We start from the raw sequence: 19,471 nt of genomic DNA on the forward strand, positions 1-19,471 counted from the left end.
GATGCAACGGCCGCGGCAGACAGCCCGGCGACCGAGGCGGAGGAGAACCGTATGACGATCACAGAGGCGCCGCGTCGGCAGGCCGGGCCGACCGGATCGCCGCCGCAGCCGGCGCGGTGGGGCGCGTTCCTCTCGGGACCGCCCGACCAGCCGCGATGGGCGCGGCCCGGGCTGCTGGTGCTGCTGGTCGCGACCGCGTTCCTGTATCTGTGGGGACTGAGCGCCTCCGGGTGGGCCAACGACTTCTATGCCGCCGCGGTACAGGCGGGCACGCAGAGTTGGAAGGCGCTGCTGTTCGGATCGCTAGACTCCGGTAACGCCATCACCGTCGACAAGCCGCCCGCCGCGCTGTGGGTGATGGGGCTGTCCGGGCGGCTGCTCGGATTCGGTTCGTTCTCGCTGCTGTTGCCGCAGGCATTGATGGGTGTGGCGTCGGTCGGGCTGCTGTACGGGGCGGTGCGGCGCTGGAGCGGTCCGGCGGCCGGGCTGATCGCGGGTGCGGCGCTGGCGTCGACTCCGGTCGCGGCGCTGATGTTCCGGTTCGACAACCCGGACGCCCTGCTGGTGCTGTTGCTGGTCGCGGCGGCGTATTGCACGGTCCGGGCCACCGAGAAGGGGAGTGGCCGCTGGCTGGCGGCGGCCGGGGTGGCGGTCGGCTTCGGCTTCCTCACCAAGATGATGCAGGCGTTCCTGGTGCTGCCGGCACTCGGCCTGGTGTTTCTCGTCGCCGCGCCGATCGCACTGCGCGCCCGGATCCTGAAACTCCTGGGAGCCGTTGTCGCGCTGGTGATTTCCGGTGGCTGGTTCGTCGCGCTGGTGAGCCTGTGGCCCGCCGATTCGCGGCCCTACATCGGCGGCTCCACGGACAACAGTCTGCTCGAACTCGCCCTGGGCTACAACGGTCTCGGCCGCGTGATGGGCGGCGAAGGCAACGGCGGCGGCGGTGGTCCCGGTGGGGGCGGCAACACCGGCTTCGGCGGCAGCACCGGAATCACCCGCCTGTTCGGCGACTCGATGGGCACCGAAATCTCGTGGCTGCTCCCGGCGGCGCTGATCGGGCTGGTGGCCGGCCTGTGGTTCACCCGGCGCACACCCCGCACCGGACGCATCCGCGCGAGCCTGATCCTGTGGGGCGGGTGGCTTCTGGTCACCGGCGTGGTCTTCAGCTTCATGCAGGGCACGATTCACCCCTACTACACCGTGGCCTTGGCGCCGGCGATCGCCGCGCTGGTCGGCATCGCGGTGGTGGAACTGTGGCGCGGACGTGAATTCGCCTCTGTGCGTGCGGCCTTGGGTCTCATGCTGGCGGCGACCGGGGTGTGGAACTTCGTCCTGCTGGACCGCACGCCCGACTGGTACCCGGCGCTGCGCTGGATCGTCCTGATCGGCTCGATCGTGGTCGCGGCGGTCCTCGTCGTCGGCGCGCACGCCCTCGGCCGGATGACCGTGATCGTCGCGGCCGCCGCACTGCTGTTCGGCTTCGCCGGCACGAGCGCCTACGCCCTGGAGACAGCGGCGACCGCGCACAGCGGGTCGATTCCGACCTCCGGCCCCGACACTGGCCGCGGCATGGGCGGATTCGGTGGCGGGCCCGGAGGCATGTTTCCGGACGGAAATGCCCCGGGTGCTTCGGTATCCGCGTCCGGCGGCACCGCACCTGATGGGACTGATTCGGGCACAACGGATTCGACATCCGGCGTCGCGACGAACGCGCAACCACCGGCGAATGCCGACTCGACCGGCACCCGCGACGGCGGTCCCGGCGGAGGCAACTCCGGCAACACCGCCCTGCGGGAACTGCTGAAGAGTGCGAACAACCGCTGGGCGGCGGCCACGGTCGGCTCGCAATCCGCGGGCAGCCTCGAATTGTCCACCGGCACAGCGATCATGGCGATCGGCGGCTTCACCGGCAGCGACAACTCGCCCACCCTCGCCCAATTCCAGGACTACGTGAAGAACGGCGACATCCACTACTTCTTCGCGGGCGCCGGCCCCGGCGGCCGCGGTGGGTCGGGCGGTGGCTCCGGCAGCGCGAGCGAGATCACCAGCTGGGTCGAATCCCACTACACCGCAATAACAGTGGGCGGAACGACGGTCTACGACCTGACTCAACCCATCGACTGACAACCGAATCGGGGCCCGGCGATAGATGGCAGGGCCCCGATTCGCGTGCGGGAGTCCACGGAGTAGCGGCTGCTACGAAAGACCGGCACAGCTCATCCGAATTCGAGTTCCGACCAGGGAATGTCGATCGGAAACGGATGGTCTATGCGAACCGATTCCGAGGCGGTGGGTGACCAGGCGCCCGCCAGGACGTAGTTCGCCTGGTGCAGCACCGATACTCCGGGCGGCAGCGGCCCCACCTGCGAGGCCAGGACGTACGCGTGCACGTGCGCGATGGCGCTGCGTTGCGTGGCGAGGGTGACCTCCCAATACCAGGGGATCCCCGCCTTGGCATAGCGTGCCTTCTTCAGTTCCATATCCGCATCCGAATTCGATGGCGACAGCACCTCGCCCACCAACACGACGTCGGGGGAGCGGACATGCTGGTACGGCTGTTCGAGACAGCGGTGAACCATGAAATCCGGTGTTACGAAGTCGGACTTGCCGGACTTGCCGAAGAACACGTTGGTTTCCGTGCGCACACTCCAGCACTGTTCGGGATCGTCGGACATCTGTTTCCGAGCGCAGCGTCGAAGGCCGCTCCACAACAGGTTGGTGAACTCCTGGTGTTCACCGGGGCCGCGACGAAGCCACACCACCCGGCCCTCCCACAGCTCGATGCGAGCTGCGATGTCTTCGGGCAACTGCTCCAGCTCTTCCCAGGTCATGTACTCGGGAAGATCCGGTCGCGCGACATCCGGGCAGGACATGATGCCCATCGTAGCGGGCCGAACCGTGCTGTTCAGTGGCTCGACGTGCGGATTCGGAGGGCGGTCGTCCAGCGGGCAGGGGCGTGGGCGGTGGTCCGCCCACGCCCGAGTTCCGTCCTCAGTCGCTCTCGCTGTCGTGGGTGTGCTGTTCGTAGGGCTGGTTCATGGTGTGCTGGAACTTGATTGCGGAGGCGATGCCGACGGGGATGCCGAGGAGCGCGGCGCCGAGGATGGCGCCCATACCGCCCAGGACGCCCGCTCCGGCCAGGCAGCCGGCGATGAGGGTGAGTCCGGCGGCGTCGAGGACGGGCGCGCCGAACACCGCGCCCGCTACGGCGCCGACTCCGCAGCCGACGGCGAGGCCGATGAGACCACCGGTCATCGTTCCGACGCTGGTAGCCAGGCCGAATTCGTTGATGGCGGCCTGGATCGCCGCATCGAATCGCTCGGTCTGCGGGTCGCCGTCGATATTCTCCAGGTGCAGTTGCGGCGTCGCCGCGCGTGCCGCTGCCCGCACCTCGGGTGCGGCGTGGACGGCGGTCAGGGCCTTCGGCTCGGTCGGGAAGGCCGGGACACCGGCAACCGTGGCGCCGGAGGCGTCGCGCACCTGGAATTGCCCGCCCGCCGCGACCAGCGTGGCCGTCGCGGTCTCGATCACCACGGACTGATCCGCGGTGGAGCTCGTGTACTGCACGCCCGGCATGATCTCGGTGCTCAGGACGTGATCTGCCGCCGTCGTGGGCGCGGCGGATGCGACAGCCGAACCGGCGCCCAACGCGCTCACCACCGTGATCGCCGTGACGGTCATGCGGGTGATCTTGTTCATCTGATCTCTGTTCCGTTCTGTGTTCTGCGCAGCGCTCGATGGAGCGGCATCAGACATTAACGGAAATGATTTCCATTTTCCATTCGGCGGCCGAGCCGAGTGGTGTGAAGTGGGTGAGCTCGCAATCAGCTGGAACGGCGGCTCCGTTCGGAAGCGCCGGCGGGCGCGTGCGTCAGCGCGGGCAGGAGGTAGGTGCGCAGATGATGGGACACCGCGGCGGGATCGTCCGGGTCGAAGGTGTCGCCGGGGACGGTGCCGAGGCTGATGAGGACCCGGGCCACCCACTCGGCGACCTCGGCCAGATCGTGGCCGGGGTGCACTTCTCCGCGTTCGGCGGCGCGGTCGATATAGGGCCGCCAGAACGCCGCGAGCGCGGGGACCAGGGCGGTGACGCCGGCGCCGGCGCAGGCCGCGAACTCCTCGGGTTCGGACGAGCGCAGGCGCATGAGCAGCGCGCCCGGATCGTCGTAGGCGCCGCGACCGATGCGCACGCCGATGGTGAGCTGTTCGGCGAAGGTGTCGATGCGGTCGAGTTCGGCGCGGGCGTCGTTCCACCAGGTGTCGGTGAGCCGCACGATCGCGGCGCCGATCAGCGCGGGCTTGTCCGGGAAGTGCCGGTACAGCCAGGCGCGCGAAACCCCCGCCTCCTCTGCCACCTCCATCATCGTGGTGGCGCGAATTCCCTTGGCGGCCAGCAATTTCTGTGTCGCTTCCAACAGCCGGTCGACCACCGTCGTGGTCGTCGTGTCGCTCATCCGCCGCCCCTTTCGCCGCACACCCGCACCGGTTCGCTGTCGACCGGTTTCGGGAAAACCCTAGCAATGTGTGGACAGATCTGAGAATGTGTCTACTAGTAGACACTATCGAGAATCTGTCTACACGCCCATGGCGTGAAAGGAGTGGTGATGTATCAACCGCGTACCGCGGTCATCGGCGCCGGAATCAGCGGTCTGACCGCCGGCAAGATGCTCGGCGACTACGGGGTGCCGTATGTGTGCTTCGAATCCTCGGACCGTGTCGGCGGCAACTGGGCCTTCGGCAACCCGAACGGGCACAGCAGCGCGTATCGCTCCCTGCACATCGACACCTCCAAACATCAGCTGTCGTTCCGCGACTTCCCGATGCCGGAGGAATTCCCCGACTTCCCGCATCACACCCAGATCAAGCAGTATCTCGACGATTACTGTGCCGCCTTCGACCTCTACCGTTCCATCGAATTCGGCAACGGTGTCGAACACGCGCGGCGTCTGCCGGGCGGCGGCTGGGAACTGCGCACGCAGCGAAACGAGGTGCGCCACTTCGATTTCCTGGTCGTCGCCAACGGGCACCACTGGGACCCGCGCTATCCGGAATTCCCGGGCGAATTCACCGGCCGCACCATGCACGCCCACCACTACATAGACCCGCGCACCCCGATGGACTTCTCCGATCAGCGCATTCTGGTGGTCGGACTGGGCAACAGCGCCGCCGATATCGCGGTCGAGCTGTCGTCGAAGGCGCTGGGCAACAAGCTGACGCTGTCCACTCGCTCCGGCGCCTGGATCGTGCCGAAGTACATCGCCGGTAAGCCGGCCGACAAGTACTACCGCACGAGCCCCTACATCCCGTTCTCCTGGCAGCGCAAGATCGCGCAGTGGGGACAACCGCTGACCGCGGGCCGTCCGGAGAATTACGGCCTGCCCACGCCGAATCACAAATTCTTCGAGGCGCACCCGACCCAATCGGTGGAACTGCCGCTGCGGCTGGGTTCCGGCGATGTGATCCCGAAACCGAATATCGACCGATTCGACGGCGCCACCGTGCATTTCGCCGACGGCACCGCCGACGATTTCGACATCATCATCTACGCCACCGGCTACAACATCACCTTCCCGTTCTTCGATCCGGACTTCATCAGCGCTCCGGACAACAAGATCGATCTGTACAAGCGGATGTTCCTGCCCGGTTTCGAGGATCTGGCCTTCGCCGGATTCGCCCAGTCCACCCCGACCTTGTTCCCGTTCGTCGAATGCCAGGCGCGACTGATCGGGGCCTATGCGGTGGGCCGCTACCGGCTGCCGTCGGCGGACGAGATGCGGCGGGTGATCGTCGCCGAACAGCAGCACTACACCGGGCATATGGTGCCCAGCGCCCGGCACACCCAGCAGGTGGACTACTTCCTCTACGAACACGATATGCGGGTGCGTGAGATTCCGGCCGGCGCCGAGCGGGCGCGGCTGTCGGGGCCGCCCCCGTGGGCGCGCGTGGCGGAGACGGATCGACCGGTGGGAGTGGCACAGTGACGACGTATCGGCAGGTCGAGTTCACCTCGTCCGGAACCACCTGTGACGCATGGTTTTTCGAGGGCACGCCGGACGGGCCGTTCGACGGCCCCGGCGGCCGTCCGGTCGTGGTGATGGCGCACGGATTCGGCGGGACGAAGGATTCCGGGCTGGAACCGTTCGCACAGCGCCTCGCCGCGGCCGGACTGGCCGTATTCGCCTTCGACTACCGGGGTTTCGGCGCCTCCGCCGGTGAACCCCGGCAGCGGGTCTCGATGGCCGCACAGGCCGAGGACTACCGTGCCGCGCTGTCCGCGGCCGCACGGCAGCCCGGCGTGGATCCGAATCGACTGGTCGCCTGGGGCATCTCACTGTCCGGCGGCCACGCCCTCACCGTCGCCGCGGACCGGACCGACATCTGCGCGGTCGTCGCGCTCGTGCCGCTGGTGAACGGATTGGCCGCGGGCCGAGTCGCTTTCGGGCAGGTCGGCGCCGCGGCGATCGCGAAATCCACGATGTCGAGTGTGCGCAGCGCCCTGGCCGGACGGTTCGGCGGTAATCGGGTGATGATGCCGCTGGTGGGCAAGCCCGGCGAACATGCCGCCCTGACCGCCGACGGCTACTACGAGAGCTATACCGCACTCGCGGGCCCCACCTGGCGCAACGAGGTGGACGCGGCGATCGGTCTGGAACTGGGCAGCTATCGCGCCGACCGGCGGGCCGCGCGCATCACCGCGCCGGTGCTGATGCAGATCGCCGACTTCGACCGCGCCGCGCCCGCTCACGCCGCGGCCAAGGCCGCGTTCGCCGCACGTGCCGAGGTTCGCCACTACCCGTGCGACCACTTCGACATCTTCGCCGGCAACGACTGGTTCGAGCCCGCCGTCGACCATCAGGTGCACTTCCTGACCCGCCATCTCGCCGCCGACCGCGCGATCGCCGAGGGGGCACAGCGATGAGTACAGCCGGTGAAGCGGCGAACGCCCCGGAGGCAGCGCCGACAACGCGGGGCGCGATGGTGATCGGCGGTGGCTCGGGCATCGGCCGCGCCACCGGACATGCGCTGGCGCGCGACGGTTTTCGCGTCGTGGTCGCCGATGTGAATCTCGAGGCGGCGCGGACGGTGGCGGCGGAGATCGGCGATTCGGCGAGCGCGGTGGCGCTCGACGTCACCGACGAGGCGTCGGTGGCAGCCGGCTTCGAAGCGAGCGGCGACCTCCACGCGGTGGTGAACTGCGCGGGGCTGTCGCTACCCGGCCCGATCACCGAACTCGAACTGGCACACTGGAAAACGACGGTCGACGTCTGCCTCACCGGATCGTTCCTGGCGATCAAATACGCGGGCCGCCACCTGGCCGACGGCGGATCCATCACCTGCATCGCCTCCCTCAACGGCCGCCAGCCCGGAACCGGGATGGCCGGTTACTGTTCGGCCAAGGCGGGTGTGCTGATGCTGGTGGAGGTCGCGGCGCTGGAGTTGGCCGAGCGCGGCATCCGGGTGAACGCGATCAGTCCGGGCCTGGTCGACACTCCGCTGGTCGCCGGTATCGCCTTCGTTCCGGGGCTGACCGAGGAGTACCTCGAGAACACCCCGCTCGGACGCAGCGGCCGACCCGAGGAAATCGCCGAGATGGCGGCCTTCCTGGCCTCCGACCGGGCGGCGTGGATGACGGGTGCGGCCATCGATCTCAACGGCGGCGCACATCTGAAGCGCTATCCCGACGTCCTGGCCCGAGTGCGGGCGCTGGCCGAGGGTTAACGCGCCGCGTGCGGGTAGGTGTGCTGATGCAGGCGGTGCAGGAGCGCCTGCATCAGCCCCGACTCGAAGGCCGACGCCAGTGTCCCCTCGGTGAAGCGGTCCGCGCGCACCAGCAGGGTCAGGTATTGCAGGCACTGCTGTGCGGTGCAGGTCGCCAGCGCCGCGCGGTCACGGCGCTGAATCGCCTGCTGTCCCTCTTCCCAAGCGCCCCAATTGAAGTGGGTCAGCAGCAGATGCCTATCGACCAGGAAGCGCACCACCTCGTCGACGAGCGGCGCCTTCCGCGACCAGGCCGAGCTGGAGGCCGTTTTGTCGACTCGGCACACCAGATCGGTGAGCACGCCGCGATCGTGGGCGGTCAGCCGCGCCAAAGCGGCCTCGGCCGATTCGACCGTCATGGGGTTGGCCTGCGTCACGATCCGACACCTCCGTCATGTGAAAACTAGGAATTTCATACCATGAGGTGTGTACTTCTTCTCGGCGCAGTCTCCGGTGCCGGCTAGCGGCGGGGCTCCGCATCACCGTCGGCAACCAGGAACACCGGCAGTGTCGAAGGATCGCCGATGAACTCGAATTCCGCACCGCGCGTGTCGACTTCGCCGTCGGTGGCCAGTGAGATCGGCGGCCCGTCCACGCGTACCCGCAACTTGTCCGCATGCCGGTGGACGTAGGTGGGCGAATCGCCGAGGGTGCCGGTGAGCGACGCCCAGATCAGCCGCAATCGGGAGAACCGCCGGTCCGCGCGCAGATACCGGATGTCCAGACCGGCGCCGTGCAGATCGGTTCGGGCAGTGGGCACCTGATCGCGGGGGCGGTAGGCTCCGTTGCCCACGAACAACATCCACACCGAGGCCGGAACGCCGTCGATGGTGGTGCGCAGCGGCTGGGCGCGCACGAGCACGCACACCATCGCCACCGCCGCGGCCGGCCATTTGCCGATGCGATGTTCCCAGCGTTCACGCAACCGGACGAAATCGGGATAACCGCCGAGGCTCGCGGTGTTCACCAGGGTGCGTTCGCTGCCGTCGTCCAGGCGCACCCGCGCGGTGTCGGCTAGCGCGACCTGTCCGGAGGACAGTGCGGCGAGGGTGGCCGCGATATCCTCGACACCTATGTCCCGGGCGAAGTGGTTCAGGGTGCCGCCCGGGAAGACGGCCAGCGGAAGTCCGTGCCGCACCGCCGCTTCCGCGACCGCCGAAACCGTGCCGTCCCCGCCCAGGACGCCGAGCGCGCGGATCGATCCGGATCTCACCCGGGTGTCTATCTCGGCGTCCAGGTCGATGTCGTCGCCGAGTTCGAGCAGCGTCGCGGCCGGAAGCTTGCGGATCAGATCGGCCAGCAGTCCGCCGCCGTCGCCGCTGCCGGAGTTCGGATTGGCGACCAACAGCAGGCCGTCGCCGCCGATCAGTGGTTCGATCCGCTGTGCCGGGCCGACCGTCGCGGGTTCGTCGCGACGCACCGCCCACCACCGCCTGGTGCCGACCGCGACGGCGCCGCCGAGTGCCGCGCCGGCGAGCACGTCGGTGGGCCAGTGCACGCCCACGTGAACCCGCGAGTACGCGACCGCGGCTGCCACGGGCGCCACCGCAACCGCCAGTGCCGGTGATTCCAGCGCCACGCCGGTGACGAAGGCCGCCGCCGAGGCGGCGTGGCCGGAGGGAAACGACGACGAGATCGGCGGCGAGATCAGGCGCCGCATCTGCGGCACCGCCTCGGCGGGTGGCCGGCGCCGCGGGAACAGCGGTTTGCCGACACCGTTGGCCAGCCCGCTCGCGATGCCGACGGCGACGAGTCCGCGCGCCGCGGCACGGCGGTGAGTCGTGGTCCCGACGGCGATCGCACCGACACCGGCCGCGATCCACAGCCGATTGGCGTTGGCGGCGTGGCTCAGCGAACGCAGCACGGTGTCGGCGGTACTCGGGCGCAACCGTGCGCTCCGGTCGACCAGTCGCCGATCCAGAGTATTGATTCCGCGAACCCGCCGCGGGACGAGAGGCCTGCGCATTCACCCGAGCGTACCGGCACGGCGCGCCGGGCACATCGAACAACCGGACTTATCGGGCAGCCTCGTTGGGAGCGGGCAGTTCGGCATGCCGGGCGAAGGCCTGGTCGATGAGCTCGGAGGCCGCCCGGGTGACGATCAGGCGGGCGATGGCCACCTCGGTTTCCAGCCGTGCGCGGTCCTTGCTGTCGCGCTGCGAGCGCTCGTAGGCCTGCCCGGCCAAGCAGTAGAACAATTCGGTGGCGTAGCGATCGGCGATCTGATTGCAGTCCGCGCGCAGCCGCTCCACGAGCTGAAAGGCGGTGGCGTCCGGCACCCCGCTGTCGATGAGGCGCGCGGCGAGATCGCCGCAGCGCGGATTGGCGACCCGGTAGGCCTCCAGCGGGTCGGAACTGCCGGCCAGCGCCTGTTTGACGTAGTCGGGCAGATCGGCGAGCGGATCGTCGCCGACCGGTTTCTCCTGTGCCGCAACGGGTTCGCGCTCGCCCGGACTGTCGCTGACCCCGAGGACGTCGGCGAGCCCGTCGCCACGATCCCATGCCTCGAGCAGTTCGCGGATCCCGTTGAGCTTCATACCTCGGCTGAGCAGCCGGCTGATCGTGTGCAGCCGCTCCAGATGATCGGATCCGTAGTAGCCGATGCGCCCCCGGACTTCCGGTGACGGCAACAGCCCTCGTTCGTGGTACACGCGGACACTGCGCACGGTGGTGTCTGCTGCCCGCGCCAGCTCGTCGATCGTGTACTCCGAGTGCACAGCCATACCTCTTAGGAAATCACAACTTACCCCGTAGAAAAACGGACCGTACAAAAACGTCCCGTTAAGTGACGATACATCCGTGCAACGACTTGGTCAATGTGCCGTTAAATAGCGGCGAAAGTGGTTGCTGACAGCCAAATCGTGGGTTAACGTGCCGAGTACAGCAGTTCGCTGCTGGTTGCCGGGGACTGTTGAGCAGCCCCGATGCCCGCCCGACCCATGGGCCACGTCTGCGAACCACACGGTGACTGCACACGTGTGTCCTCGGCATCCCCGGAGACGGAAATGAGCACAATTCACTCGCGTCGGCTACCCCTCGGATCCCCTGTGGCGCCGCCGCTTTCGACTGTTCCCACGCCCGCCGTCGCGACCGTCGCCGTCGCGGCCGCGCACCGCCCGCCGTGCGCCGACGGACCCGACGACTGGGACCTCGACGTCGGCACCCCCGACTCCTGGCGCGCCGCGGTCCGGATCTGCGCGAGCTGCCCGCTGCTGACCGAATGTTCCCAGCTCGCAGAGGCTTTGATCGCTCGTGGCGACGGTCCCCGGGCCATGATCTGGGCCGGAGTCGCCTACGACAGCGCCGGCAAGATCGTGGAGAACCTCGATCGGCATCGGACGGCCCCGCTGGATCACAAACGGCCGCTGCGGATCATCCGGACCGGCGCCCGGCCGGTCTGTGTGGAACCCGCGCCCGCGACGCCGCGTCGTCGTATCGTGCTGGGGCGCCGGTTGCGACCGGCAGCGACCGGTGGCTGCTGAGAGCCGTCACCATCGACAGGCGAAAACTACTGTGACGGTGGGTAATTCATGACTGTGCTGGCGTTGGAAATCGGCCCGGCGGGCTTCGCGGCGACTCGCGTGGCAGACGATGTCGGTACGGACGATATTCGCCGGGCTCCGATCCCCGCCGCCGGCGCCTGGGAAGCCTGCCGGACACTGCTGCACGAGACCGCCGGCGGCGAGGATGTGGCGGCGATCGGGATCGGATCGTCAGGGCCGATCGACATGACCGCCGGCGTCGTCGCGCCGACCGCGGTCAAGGAGTGGCAGACCGGTTTCGAGCTGGTCGATTCCGTGAAGAAGGCGTTCCCGGGCGCCAGTGTGCAACTGGGGCTGGACGGTGTGTGCCTCGCGCTGGCCGAACAGAATTTCGGCGCGACGGGTCAGGTGATGGACGCGGTGTCGATCGCCGTATCGGATCGGATCAGTGCCGGGGTGATGGTCGGCGGCCTGGTGGTCGTGGGGCGTACCGGCAATGCCGGTCATCTGGGCCATCTGCTCGTTCCCGGTTACGACGAACCGTGTGAATGCGGTGGTCGAGGCTGTCTCGAAGCCGTCGCGGGTGGCCTCTCCGCGGTGCGGTGGGCTCGGGGCCGGGGCTGGCCGGGAGCCACGGTGGCGGAACTGGTTTCGGCGGCGCAGTCCGGCGATGAGGTTGCGGTCGCGGCGTTCGAACGGGTGGGTACCGCGTTGGGACGGGCCATCGCTTCGATCGCGCCGCTGCTCGATGTCGGTCTCGTCGTCGTGGGCGGTTCGATGGCCACGGCCGGCCCAGCGCTGTGGAAGCCGCTGAACACGGCCGTGGCCACCCATGCCCGGGCCGGCTTCCTGGCCGCACTGCGAGTGGTCCCTTCGGAATTGGAGGATCTCGGCGTCCTGGCCGGGGCGGGGGTTCTCGCCCTGATCGCGGCCCAGGACTAGCGGCACCGTCGTCGATCACGGCCGAAGGCGCGCAGGATGCGGGCGTCGGCCGTGATTTCGCATGTTCAGCGTCTGTTTACGAAATGGGCGTTCGTTCAACATGGTTCACTTGCAGTGGTCGGACTGCTGACCAGTGCAGTTGTTCTTCTCCTATTGATCGCACCGCTGGATAACGGTACATTGTCTAGGTCACGATGATCGTCTGAACCCGTCGGTCATGAGTGCGGAGGAACGGCTGGTGCAGGGCAAGTGCGATGAGTGACGCGGTGATCGGATGGACGACGATCGAAACATTGACGCCGGAGACGATGTCGGTCGCCTCGGTCGGGGAAACGCCCCGCGAGTTCGCGGCGTGGCAGCGTGTGCTGCAACGGCAGCTGGCGAAGATGCCCGCGATCTACGACGGCCTGACGACCGCGCGGATCGCCGAGGCCATGATCTCGGCCCGCGATCACGCGCAGGAGGTCGATCTGCGGATCGCGACCCGCTCGGGTCCGCATCGGCTGCTGATCAAACCCGTCTTCGGTCCCGCCGGTGACGTCCATGCCATCCGGCTGTGGCTGGGTCCGGCGACCGCGGAGGTGCCGGCGCTGCGTCCGGCGGTCGGAGCGATCTGGGATCTGTCGACACAGACCATCCAGCTGCCGGGCGGTATCGCGCGATTGTCGGGAATGTCCGCCGAGGAGTACGTGCCGCGGATATCGATCGCCGAACTGTTCCACCGAATGTCGGGATTCGACCGGCACACCGAGGTGCTCGATCTGCTGTACGAGCCGACGGCCGGCGCCAAGATGCAGTTCGACGTGACCGTCCGCGCCGACGGTGAACGTCCCGGCCGCTGGCGCATCACGATGCGCGCACGGAACGACGAACGATCCAGGGGCGCATGGCTGTTGATCGAGGAGATCGGCGCCGAGCGGGCGTCGATGTCGTGGTCGACGCTGGAGCAGGTCGGTCTGCGGGAAGCGCATCGCCGTGCCGGCACTCATCTGGCTGTGGTGCAACTCGAATACACGAGCATTTCGCACTGGCTGACCGATCCGGCGCCCTGGATCAGGTGGGACTATCTGTTCCGGCCGATCGACGTCTTCCATCCCGACGATCGCCATCGCCTGCTCGCCCTCGACGAGCGGTTGCGCGCGGGCGACACCGCCGGGGTGACCGTCCGGGCTTTGAATTACGGTGGCGGGTACACCCCGACCTCCCTGCTGCTGTACCCCTACCCGGGATATTCGGCGCGGCAATTGGCGATCGCCCAGATGGTTCGCGTCGCCGACGATCTCCCGGTGATGGAGCCGCAACGGCAGTCCTCGGGGCTTCCGCATCTGCACACCCCGATCGGCTACGACGACCAGCTGCGGCATCGTCTGGCCGGCCGGATGAAGCGCAGCCCCGTGTACTGATCGCCTTCCCACGGCAGGGAACAGTCCGAAGGGTGAATGCCCTTGTCCTCTCTACCATTCCGAGAGTGCGGGCAATTGCTGGTAGATCGGCGGATTCGGGCGAAGCACTGCTTCGCCGGATGGCCGCGCGACGCCGCCGCGACAACATCCTCGTCGCGGTACTGGCCGTACTAGCCGTCCTCGGCGGTGGACATGCCGTCCTGTCCTGGTTCTCGGAGCCGCCGCAGGGGCCGTCCGACGCGAACACGACGACCCTGATCGGCCATGCTCAGCTGGCGGCATCGTTCGCCGAGGACTTCGTGGTGAGCTACCTCGGTTCGAGCGCGGGGCAGCAGGATCGGATCGCCGACTATGTCGATCCGGGCCAGCAGATGCGCTTGCCGGCCACCGCGCATCCGGTGAGCGACCCGATGGTCGTCCACGTCAGCCGCACCGAATCGACTGCGAGCGTCGAGATCTGGGCGGTCACGATATCGGTGCACCCGGGTCGGACCGGCAGCGTGACCGACGCCCGCCAGTACTACCAGGTCGCGGTATCGGTGACACCGGACGGCCGCAGGCGCGCGCTGTCGCTGCCGGCCGCGGTGGAGCCGCCGGGGCGTGGCCCGGATATCACCCTCGCCTACGGCACGCCCTGCCCCTCGGATACGCCGCTGGCCGATGTCGCCACCGGCTTTCTGACTGCCTATCTGACCGGGTCGGGGGATGTCGCCCGCTATACGGCCGTCGGCGCCGGGATCACGGCATTGCGCCCGGCTCCGTTCACCGGCCTCGAGAGCGTCTCGGTCACGGCGGACGAATCCAGTTGCGGCAGTAGCGGAAACGCCGCGAAAGTGCTCGCCACGGTGGCGCCGAAGGGAAGTGGTGGCGCCTCGGTCTCGCTGTCCTATCCGCTCACCATGGTGCGCCCCTCCGGACAGTGGCAGATACAAGCCATCGATCGTGTTCCGGCGCTGACGAATCCGCTCACGGTCGTGAACGGCACAGGTCCCGGCGGCGCCGGCGCACCGGCGCCGAGCAGTAGCCAACCCGCCGCACCGACGACGACCGTGCAGATCCCGCCGGCGACGCAGAACTGATCCGAGAAGGGACGCTCATGCACAATCTCAACGCGCTGCTTTATTACATCCTGCTGGTGGTCCGCGCGCTCGGCATCATCGTCATCACGATCCTCGCCATGGGCATCCTCATCTCCGAGGCGGCCAAGTCGAAGTTGTCGCCGACGAAGGTGCTCGGCGTGGTCGGCTCGGCGATCCTCGCGGCGGTGCTGTTCTGGATGCTGCCGACACTGGTCAACTACGCACGATCCGATGCCACCAGCGTCGTGCCCGATCAACCGGTCGGGCGATACCGATGACTCAGCTGATCAAGGTGTACACGCCGATCAAACGGGTGCCCACCATGATCGGCAAAGCGCAGAACGGGCAGAAACTGCCATTCGGGCCGTACACACTTCCACAGGTGGCCGGCGGTATCGCGGTCATTCTCGTTACCTCGGTCCTCGCCATGATCCTGCCGGTGAATCCGGCGATCACTTTCGTGGTGGGGCTGATCCTGACGATTGTGGCGGTGTTCGGCCTGGGGTTGCTGCCCTATACCGGGGTACGGATGATCTCGCGGGCCATGTGGTTCGGCCGTTTGGTCTTCGTCCGTAAACCTGTGTCGGCCTCGGGTTTTCCGGTCACCGCCGAATCCGCCCGGCACACCCTGTTCATCGAGGAATCCGTGGTCATCATCTTCCCGGACGGGTCGGCGCCCGAGGCCGCGCCGGTCGGCCGGCCGGGATCGGGAAATGTCGCCGAGTTGCTTGCTACCCAGTCCACTTCGCTTCGTGCCGAGGGTAGCCGCGCAGTGGCAGGAGGAGTGCACTGAATGGCGTTCGAGCGAGATATCCAGCCCACCGCGGCCATTCGGGGCAACCTGCAATTCACGCACGCCGGATTGGTCACCGCGACCTATTTCATCAATCCGCTCGGTTACGGATTGCGCAAGGCCGGTGACAAGTTCGACGTGAAGGCGGCCCACCACGCGCTGATCAACAACCTGCCCAACGGCTCGCTCCTGCTGGGAATTCAGGCGCGGCTCAACACCATCGACGTGCTGGGCAAGATGGTCGAGGGCGTCGATCTCGACGAATGCGAGGATTACGCGCTCGAGGTGGTCGCCGCCTACGAACGGGTGCGTGCCATCGTGCCGCAGACCCGGATCTTCCTGCTGTCCATACCCGTCGGATCCAGCGGCCCGGCACTGTCGGGACTGTCGCGGATCTGGCGCGGCAGCACCACCACGATCGATGCCACAGCGCTGTCACGCGCCGATCTGGAGGCCTACGACGACACCGCGAACGAGATCCTCTCGCGAATCGGTGGCGATTTCGAACCGGTGCCGGTGCCGGCGGCGTTGTTCCAGTGGCTGTGGGAGCACTATCTGTCCCGGGGTGCGGTCGGCGATCCGGTCGCGCCGACCCGCGCGGGCGTTCTCGACGATGCCACCGCCGCCGTCTTCCGGTCCGCGGCCCTGGACGAAGGCGCCCAGGCCGACAGCAACCGCCGCCTGCGTCCGTCGTTCGTGCCGGTGATCAAGGTGGTTCAGCCCGACTTCGAATTCCGGCCGTCCTATCAGGCGATCCTGACCCCCCATTCGTTCCCGTACTCCGGGATGAATTTTCCCGGCGGCAGCGAATTCCTCAGCGTCCTCGACGGTATGGAGAACGTCACCATCGACTGGGCGATGCGAATTTCGACGCGCCCCGCGGACGCGGTGCTGAAGAACAACGAGCAGAATCTGCGCCGTCTCGGTGAGCAGATGGATCAGCGCGATCAGGAGGTGTCGTTCGCGCAGAACACGTTGATGTCGAAGGTGCAGATGCTCGGTGAATACAACAATCACTTCGAGGTCAACGGTGGCGAATCGGAGGTGTCGTTCACGACCGTGATCGCGGTCGGCAGCTCCTCGCACGACACCACCATGGATGCGGTCAATACCCTCAAACGCCGATACAAACGCTTTCAGGTGGAGATGACGGCACCTGTCGGCGCTCAGGTCGACCTGTGGTCCATGATGATTCCGGGCAGTCCGCCCCGGCGCGCCTACGACGACTTCGCCCATATCGTGCCGTCGGATATGTGGTCGGGTTTCGTTCCCTTCACGACCAGTCAGATCGGTGACGACAGCGGTCCGGTGATCGGCGTCAATTTGCTCTCCGGCCAATTCGAGCCGATTCACTTCGGCATCATGGAAGCGGCGCTGCACGACCTGTCGGCCTCGTTCGCGGTGACCGGCGAACTGGGTTCGGGTAAATCGTATTTCCTGAAACTTATGGCGGTGCTGGTCCACGATATGGGCGGGCAGTTCCTCGCCATCGACCGCAGTCAGGTCGGGGAGTGGGAACATTTCGCCTCCTCGATCGACAACGCGGTCGTCATCGACCTCAGCAATCCGACCGTGTCGCTGGATCCGCTGCGATTGTTCGATCCGCGTGTCGCCGGTGAGCGTGCGCTGGACTCGATCCTGCCGCTGCTGGACCTGTCGCCCACCAGCGGTGCCGGTGCGCTCATCGGCAGCATGCTCACTCCGAAAGGTATTGCCGAGCACGGCATTCGGAGTCTGCTCGATCTCTATCGCGTGGTGTGCCGGTTGCGCGACGAGCACGGCAGTGCCGAGGAGTACGCCGATCTCGCCGCCCGGCTGGGAGCCATCGTGGAGCGGGTGCCGGTCCTGTTCGATCCCGGCCTGCGACCGCTGCGACTCGACGCCGCGGCCACGGTCATCCGAAGCCACAACCTGGCGCTGCCGACGGCGGAAGAACTGGTCACCCCCCACCTGTACAACCGGTTGCCGCTGACCAAGCGCCTGGGCACCGCGCTGTACGAACTGGTGGGCGTCACCGCGCGAGAGGCGTTCCTCTCCGACAACGGCCGGTTCGGGCTGCTCGTCGGCGACGAGGCGCACCACTTCACTCAGACTCAGGTGGGATCCGCGGTGACCAGCGACTTCAGTCGCGACGGCCGAAAGCATCTGGCCGCGATCGGTTTGGCCTCACACGATCCGGCCACCGACTTCCAGGGCGCGGCGCACAATCTGATCCCGAACCGGTTCGTCTTCCGGCAGCGCGACGAGACGCTGGCCCGCAACAGCCTGGAATGGCTGGGCGTGGACCTCGACGAGGCGCCCTTCCTGCTCCAGATTCTGCGCGAGGAGACCTCCCCGCCGATCGGCCCCGGACGGCAGGTGCCCGAGGAGCGGCGCGGCGAGATGTTCATGCGAGACGCGTTGAACCGCATCGGTCGCGGCAAGGTGCTCGGGCCCGCCCGCCCCGATCGCGCCGAGGCCATCAGCAGTACGCCGAATGCCGCACCCAAGCGCGCGATACTGGAGAGACAGGCGGTGCCATGATCGGCGATACGGGCACCGTGCACGGCCGGTTCGGTCCGGACTGGGAATTCGAATTCTTCGACCCGGCTCGGTGGCAGCCGCGCGCGGTGGCCCGCCGATGCTGGAATTTGATGTCGGCCACTCGGCGGCGGCGTTGGAGTGTCTCGGCGCTGGCCGTGTTCGTCGTGATGGTCGTGCTGCCGGTGGTGCTCGGTGCGGTGGCCACGGCACAGACGGGGGAGGGGGATGCGGAGGGGTCCTCGGTCAACAGTGGACTGAGCTGGATGCATGTGCGCGATTCGTCCGGCGCGGAGTTGTCGAGCTACATCTTCGCGACCAACCACGGCGGACTGCTTCACCCGGCGAATACCGCGCTGTCGCTGGTGCTCAGCCTCGAATTCGCGGGCTGGATGGTGATCGTGACCACGGCCATCTGGTTGATCGGATACGCTCTCAGCTTCGCATGGCTCAATTTGTTCAGTCGCGCTCTGGAAGGTGTCGCGCACAGTCTCAGCGGCCAGATCGCCACGCCGATGATGTTGGCGGCTGCGGTCACGATCGGAGCGTTCTTCGTAGCGTGGTTCGTGGTCCGCGGTTTCCACGCCAAGGCCACCATGCAGGTGGTCTCCATGTTGTTGATCGCGGTGGCAGGGCCGATATTCCTCGCGGAGCCGCTCGCGGATGTGCTGTCGTCGGACGGCTTACTGGCCCAAGGCCGCAATATCGGGGTGTCGGTGGCTGCCGGCTTGAACGGCAACAGCAACCCGAACGCATCGGCACTGGTGCCACAGATGCAGGCCGATCTCGCCGACAACTTCGCCCGTCGCCCGCTACAGGTATGGAATTTCGGCCGCGTCGTCGACACCGATTCGGCGTGCAAGGCGGCGTGGACCTCGGCGGTGATGAACGGCAGTGAGAATGCCGTCAAGGAGGGTATGAAGAACTGCGACAGGACTGCCTACAAAGCGACCCAGAATCCGACCGTCCCCCAGATCGGGGCGGGATTGATCCTGTTGGTCGCCGGCACGATCTTACTGCTGTTCGCGGTCTATCTGTCCCTCAAGATCATCAAAGCCGCGCTGGACACGATCTATCACGGGTTCATGTCGATCTTCGGATTCGCGGCGGGCGGTTTCGTCTACGGGCCCACCCAAACCTTTCTGGTGCGCAATATCGTCGACGGTTTCATCGCGGGCGCGCGGATGGCCTGCTACACGATCTTCCTGGGCGTCTATGTGCTGTTCCTGGGCAACTTGTTCAAGGAAGCGGAGAACGACGTCATGGCGATCTTCGTCATCGGCGCCATCGTGGAAATCATCGCGATCTTCCAGTTGCAGCGTTTGAGCGCGGGGCTGACCAGTGGGAACGAATGGGTCGCCAACCGCTTCGCACTGGCGATGCAGGGCGTATCTCGCGGAAGCGGCGGCGGCGGAGGTTCCGGTACGGCATTGGGCATGGGACAGGCCGGAGCAAAGCACAAGCTGGGCGGCGCCGCGATGCTGGCGACCCTGG

The 19,471-nt window shown here is 67.2% G+C and carries 18 protein-coding genes; 12 read left to right on the plus strand and 6 right to left on the minus strand.

Annotated features, from left to right (window positions below; genetic code table 11):
- Nucleotides 1–51: 51 nt before the first annotated feature.
- Entirely contained in the window at nt 52–2,124 is a 2,073-nt protein-coding gene (locus NN2_RS04000) for an ArnT family glycosyltransferase (RefSeq protein WP_063010425.1), read from the plus strand.
- A gap of 92 nt (nt 2,125–2,216) precedes the next feature.
- Here the strand turns inward: NN2_RS04000 and NN2_RS04005 are convergent, their stop codons facing one another.
- The 3 genes from NN2_RS04005 to NN2_RS04015 all read right to left on the minus strand — a co-directional run bounded on the left by NN2_RS04005 (nt 2,217) and on the right by NN2_RS04015 (nt 4,454).
- Nucleotides 2,217–2,873: a Uma2 family endonuclease gene (locus NN2_RS04005; RefSeq protein ID WP_063010492.1), complete on the minus strand. Its 657-nt coding sequence runs from the start codon at nt 2,871–2,873 to the stop codon at nt 2,217–2,219.
- Nucleotides 2,874–2,991: 118 nt separating this feature from the next.
- A complete protein-coding gene (locus tag NN2_RS04010) occupies nt 2,992–3,699 on the minus strand; it encodes a DUF8020 domain-containing protein (protein ID WP_063010427.1) in 708 nt (235 codons plus the stop codon).
- A 125-nt stretch (nt 3,700–3,824) separates the two neighbouring features.
- Entirely contained in the window at nt 3,825–4,454 is a 630-nt protein-coding gene (locus NN2_RS04015) for a TetR/AcrR family transcriptional regulator (protein ID WP_063010429.1), read from the minus strand.
- Between the two features lie 150 nt (nt 4,455–4,604).
- Between NN2_RS04015 and NN2_RS04020 the strand changes: the two genes are divergently transcribed.
- Genes NN2_RS04020 through NN2_RS04030 form a run of 3 tightly spaced genes read left to right on the plus strand, consistent with a single transcriptional unit; the run spans nt 4,605 to nt 7,719 of the window.
- The gene (locus NN2_RS04020; protein WP_063010494.1) at nt 4,605–5,981 is read left to right on the plus strand and encodes a flavin-containing monooxygenase; all 1,377 of its coding nucleotides are present in this window, start codon (nt 4,605–4,607) and stop codon (nt 5,979–5,981) included.
- Nucleotides 5,978–6,919, plus strand: coding sequence for an alpha/beta hydrolase (locus NN2_RS04025; protein ID WP_063010431.1), 942 nt, complete (start codon nt 5,978–5,980; stop codon nt 6,917–6,919). The genes NN2_RS04020 and NN2_RS04025 overlap by 4 nt, the downstream gene beginning before the upstream one ends.
- Before the next feature lie 56 nt (nt 6,920–6,975).
- Nucleotides 6,976–7,719 (plus strand): SDR family NAD(P)-dependent oxidoreductase, encoded by a 744-nt coding sequence (locus tag NN2_RS04030; RefSeq protein WP_063010433.1) that lies wholly within the window; start codon nt 6,976–6,978, stop codon nt 7,717–7,719.
- Here the strand turns inward: NN2_RS04030 and NN2_RS04035 are convergent.
- The 3 genes from NN2_RS04035 to NN2_RS04045 form a co-directional block, all read right to left on the minus strand.
- Nucleotides 7,716–8,135 (minus strand): DUF6508 domain-containing protein, encoded by a 420-nt coding sequence (locus NN2_RS04035; RefSeq protein ID WP_146100963.1) that lies wholly within the window; start codon nt 8,133–8,135, stop codon nt 7,716–7,718. The genes NN2_RS04030 and NN2_RS04035 overlap by 4 nt on opposite strands.
- Before the next feature lie 83 nt (nt 8,136–8,218).
- Nucleotides 8,219–9,724, minus strand: coding sequence for a bifunctional phosphatase PAP2/diacylglycerol kinase family protein (locus NN2_RS04040; protein WP_063010437.1), 1,506 nt, complete (start codon nt 9,722–9,724; stop codon nt 8,219–8,221).
- Between the two features lie 49 nt (nt 9,725–9,773).
- A complete protein-coding gene (locus NN2_RS04045) occupies nt 9,774–10,481 on the minus strand; it encodes a MerR family transcriptional regulator (protein ID WP_030517942.1) in 708 nt (235 codons plus the stop codon).
- Between the two features lie 282 nt (nt 10,482–10,763).
- Here NN2_RS04045 and NN2_RS04050 point away from each other — a divergent pair, with 282 nt between their 5' ends.
- The 8 genes from NN2_RS04050 to NN2_RS04085 form a co-directional block, all read left to right on the plus strand.
- Nucleotides 10,764–11,240 carry a hypothetical protein gene (locus tag NN2_RS04050; protein WP_146100964.1) on the plus strand — a complete coding sequence of 159 codons (477 nt, stop codon included), beginning with the start codon at nt 10,764–10,766 and terminating at the stop codon, nt 11,238–11,240.
- 48 nt (nt 11,241–11,288) lie between these two features.
- The gene (locus tag NN2_RS04055; protein WP_063010441.1) at nt 11,289–12,182 is read left to right on the plus strand and encodes an ROK family protein; all 894 of its coding nucleotides are present in this window, start codon (nt 11,289–11,291) and stop codon (nt 12,180–12,182) included.
- Between the two features lie 254 nt (nt 12,183–12,436).
- Nucleotides 12,437–13,585, plus strand: coding sequence for a GAF domain-containing protein (locus NN2_RS04060; RefSeq protein ID WP_082856699.1), 1,149 nt, complete (start codon nt 12,437–12,439; stop codon nt 13,583–13,585).
- Between the two features lie 119 nt (nt 13,586–13,704).
- Nucleotides 13,705–14,664, plus strand: a complete 960-nt coding sequence (locus NN2_RS04065; RefSeq protein WP_063010443.1) for a conjugal transfer protein — start codon at nt 13,705–13,707, stop codon at nt 14,662–14,664.
- Between the two features lie 17 nt (nt 14,665–14,681).
- On the plus strand, nt 14,682–14,942 hold the full coding sequence (locus NN2_RS04070) for a hypothetical protein (protein ID WP_030517937.1): 261 nt from the start codon (nt 14,682–14,684) through the stop codon (nt 14,940–14,942).
- Nucleotides 14,939–15,457 (plus strand): hypothetical protein, encoded by a 519-nt coding sequence (locus NN2_RS04075; protein ID WP_063010445.1) that lies wholly within the window; start codon nt 14,939–14,941, stop codon nt 15,455–15,457. Before NN2_RS04070 ends, NN2_RS04075 begins: the two co-directional genes overlap by 4 nt.
- The gene (locus NN2_RS04080; protein ID WP_063010447.1) at nt 15,458–17,980 is read left to right on the plus strand and encodes an ATP-binding protein; all 2,523 of its coding nucleotides are present in this window, start codon (nt 15,458–15,460) and stop codon (nt 17,978–17,980) included.
- Nucleotides 17,977–19,471 (plus strand): hypothetical protein (locus tag NN2_RS04085; RefSeq protein WP_063010449.1); only part of this gene is annotated, 1,495 nt, incomplete at its 3' end. The genes NN2_RS04080 and NN2_RS04085, both read left to right, overlap by 4 nt.

The sequence above is a fragment of the Nocardia nova NBRC 15556 genome, assembly GCF_001613005.1.
In the GTDB taxonomy this organism is placed as follows: domain Bacteria; phylum Actinomycetota; class Actinomycetes; order Mycobacteriales; family Mycobacteriaceae; genus Nocardia; species Nocardia nova.

Excerpts from the sequence above, each read along its gene's own strand:
- NN2_RS04020 (WP_063010494.1), top strand. The coding sequence starts at position 4,605 with ATGTATCAACCGCGTACCGCGGTCATCGGCGCCGGAATCAGCGGTCTG.
- NN2_RS04015 (WP_063010429.1), bottom strand. The coding sequence starts at position 4,454 with ATGAGCGACACGACGACCACGACGGTGGTCGACCGGCTGTTGGAAGCG.
- NN2_RS04050 (WP_146100964.1), top strand. The coding sequence starts at position 10,764 with ATGAGCACAATTCACTCGCGTCGGCTACCCCTCGGATCCCCTGTGGCG.
- NN2_RS04070 (WP_030517937.1), top strand. The coding sequence starts at position 14,682 with ATGCACAATCTCAACGCGCTGCTTTATTACATCCTGCTGGTGGTCCGC.
- NN2_RS04055 (WP_063010441.1), top strand. The coding sequence starts at position 11,289 with ATGACTGTGCTGGCGTTGGAAATCGGCCCGGCGGGCTTCGCGGCGACT.
- NN2_RS04045 (WP_030517942.1), bottom strand. The coding sequence starts at position 10,481 with ATGGCTGTGCACTCGGAGTACACGATCGACGAGCTGGCGCGGGCAGCA.
- NN2_RS04060 (WP_082856699.1), top strand. The coding sequence starts at position 12,437 with ATGAGTGACGCGGTGATCGGATGGACGACGATCGAAACATTGACGCCG.
- NN2_RS04010 (WP_063010427.1), bottom strand. The coding sequence starts at position 3,699 with ATGAACAAGATCACCCGCATGACCGTCACGGCGATCACGGTGGTGAGC.
- NN2_RS04040 (WP_063010437.1), bottom strand. The coding sequence starts at position 9,724 with ATGCGCAGGCCTCTCGTCCCGCGGCGGGTTCGCGGAATCAATACTCTG.
- NN2_RS04080 (WP_063010447.1), top strand. The coding sequence starts at position 15,458 with ATGGCGTTCGAGCGAGATATCCAGCCCACCGCGGCCATTCGGGGCAAC.
- NN2_RS04065 (WP_063010443.1), top strand. The coding sequence starts at position 13,705 with ATGGCCGCGCGACGCCGCCGCGACAACATCCTCGTCGCGGTACTGGCC.
- NN2_RS04005 (WP_063010492.1), bottom strand. The coding sequence starts at position 2,873 with ATGTCCTGCCCGGATGTCGCGCGACCGGATCTTCCCGAGTACATGACC.
- NN2_RS04030 (WP_063010433.1), top strand. The coding sequence starts at position 6,976 with ATGGTGATCGGCGGTGGCTCGGGCATCGGCCGCGCCACCGGACATGCG.
- NN2_RS04075 (WP_063010445.1), top strand. The coding sequence starts at position 14,939 with ATGACTCAGCTGATCAAGGTGTACACGCCGATCAAACGGGTGCCCACC.
- NN2_RS04000 (WP_063010425.1), top strand. The coding sequence starts at position 52 with ATGACGATCACAGAGGCGCCGCGTCGGCAGGCCGGGCCGACCGGATCG.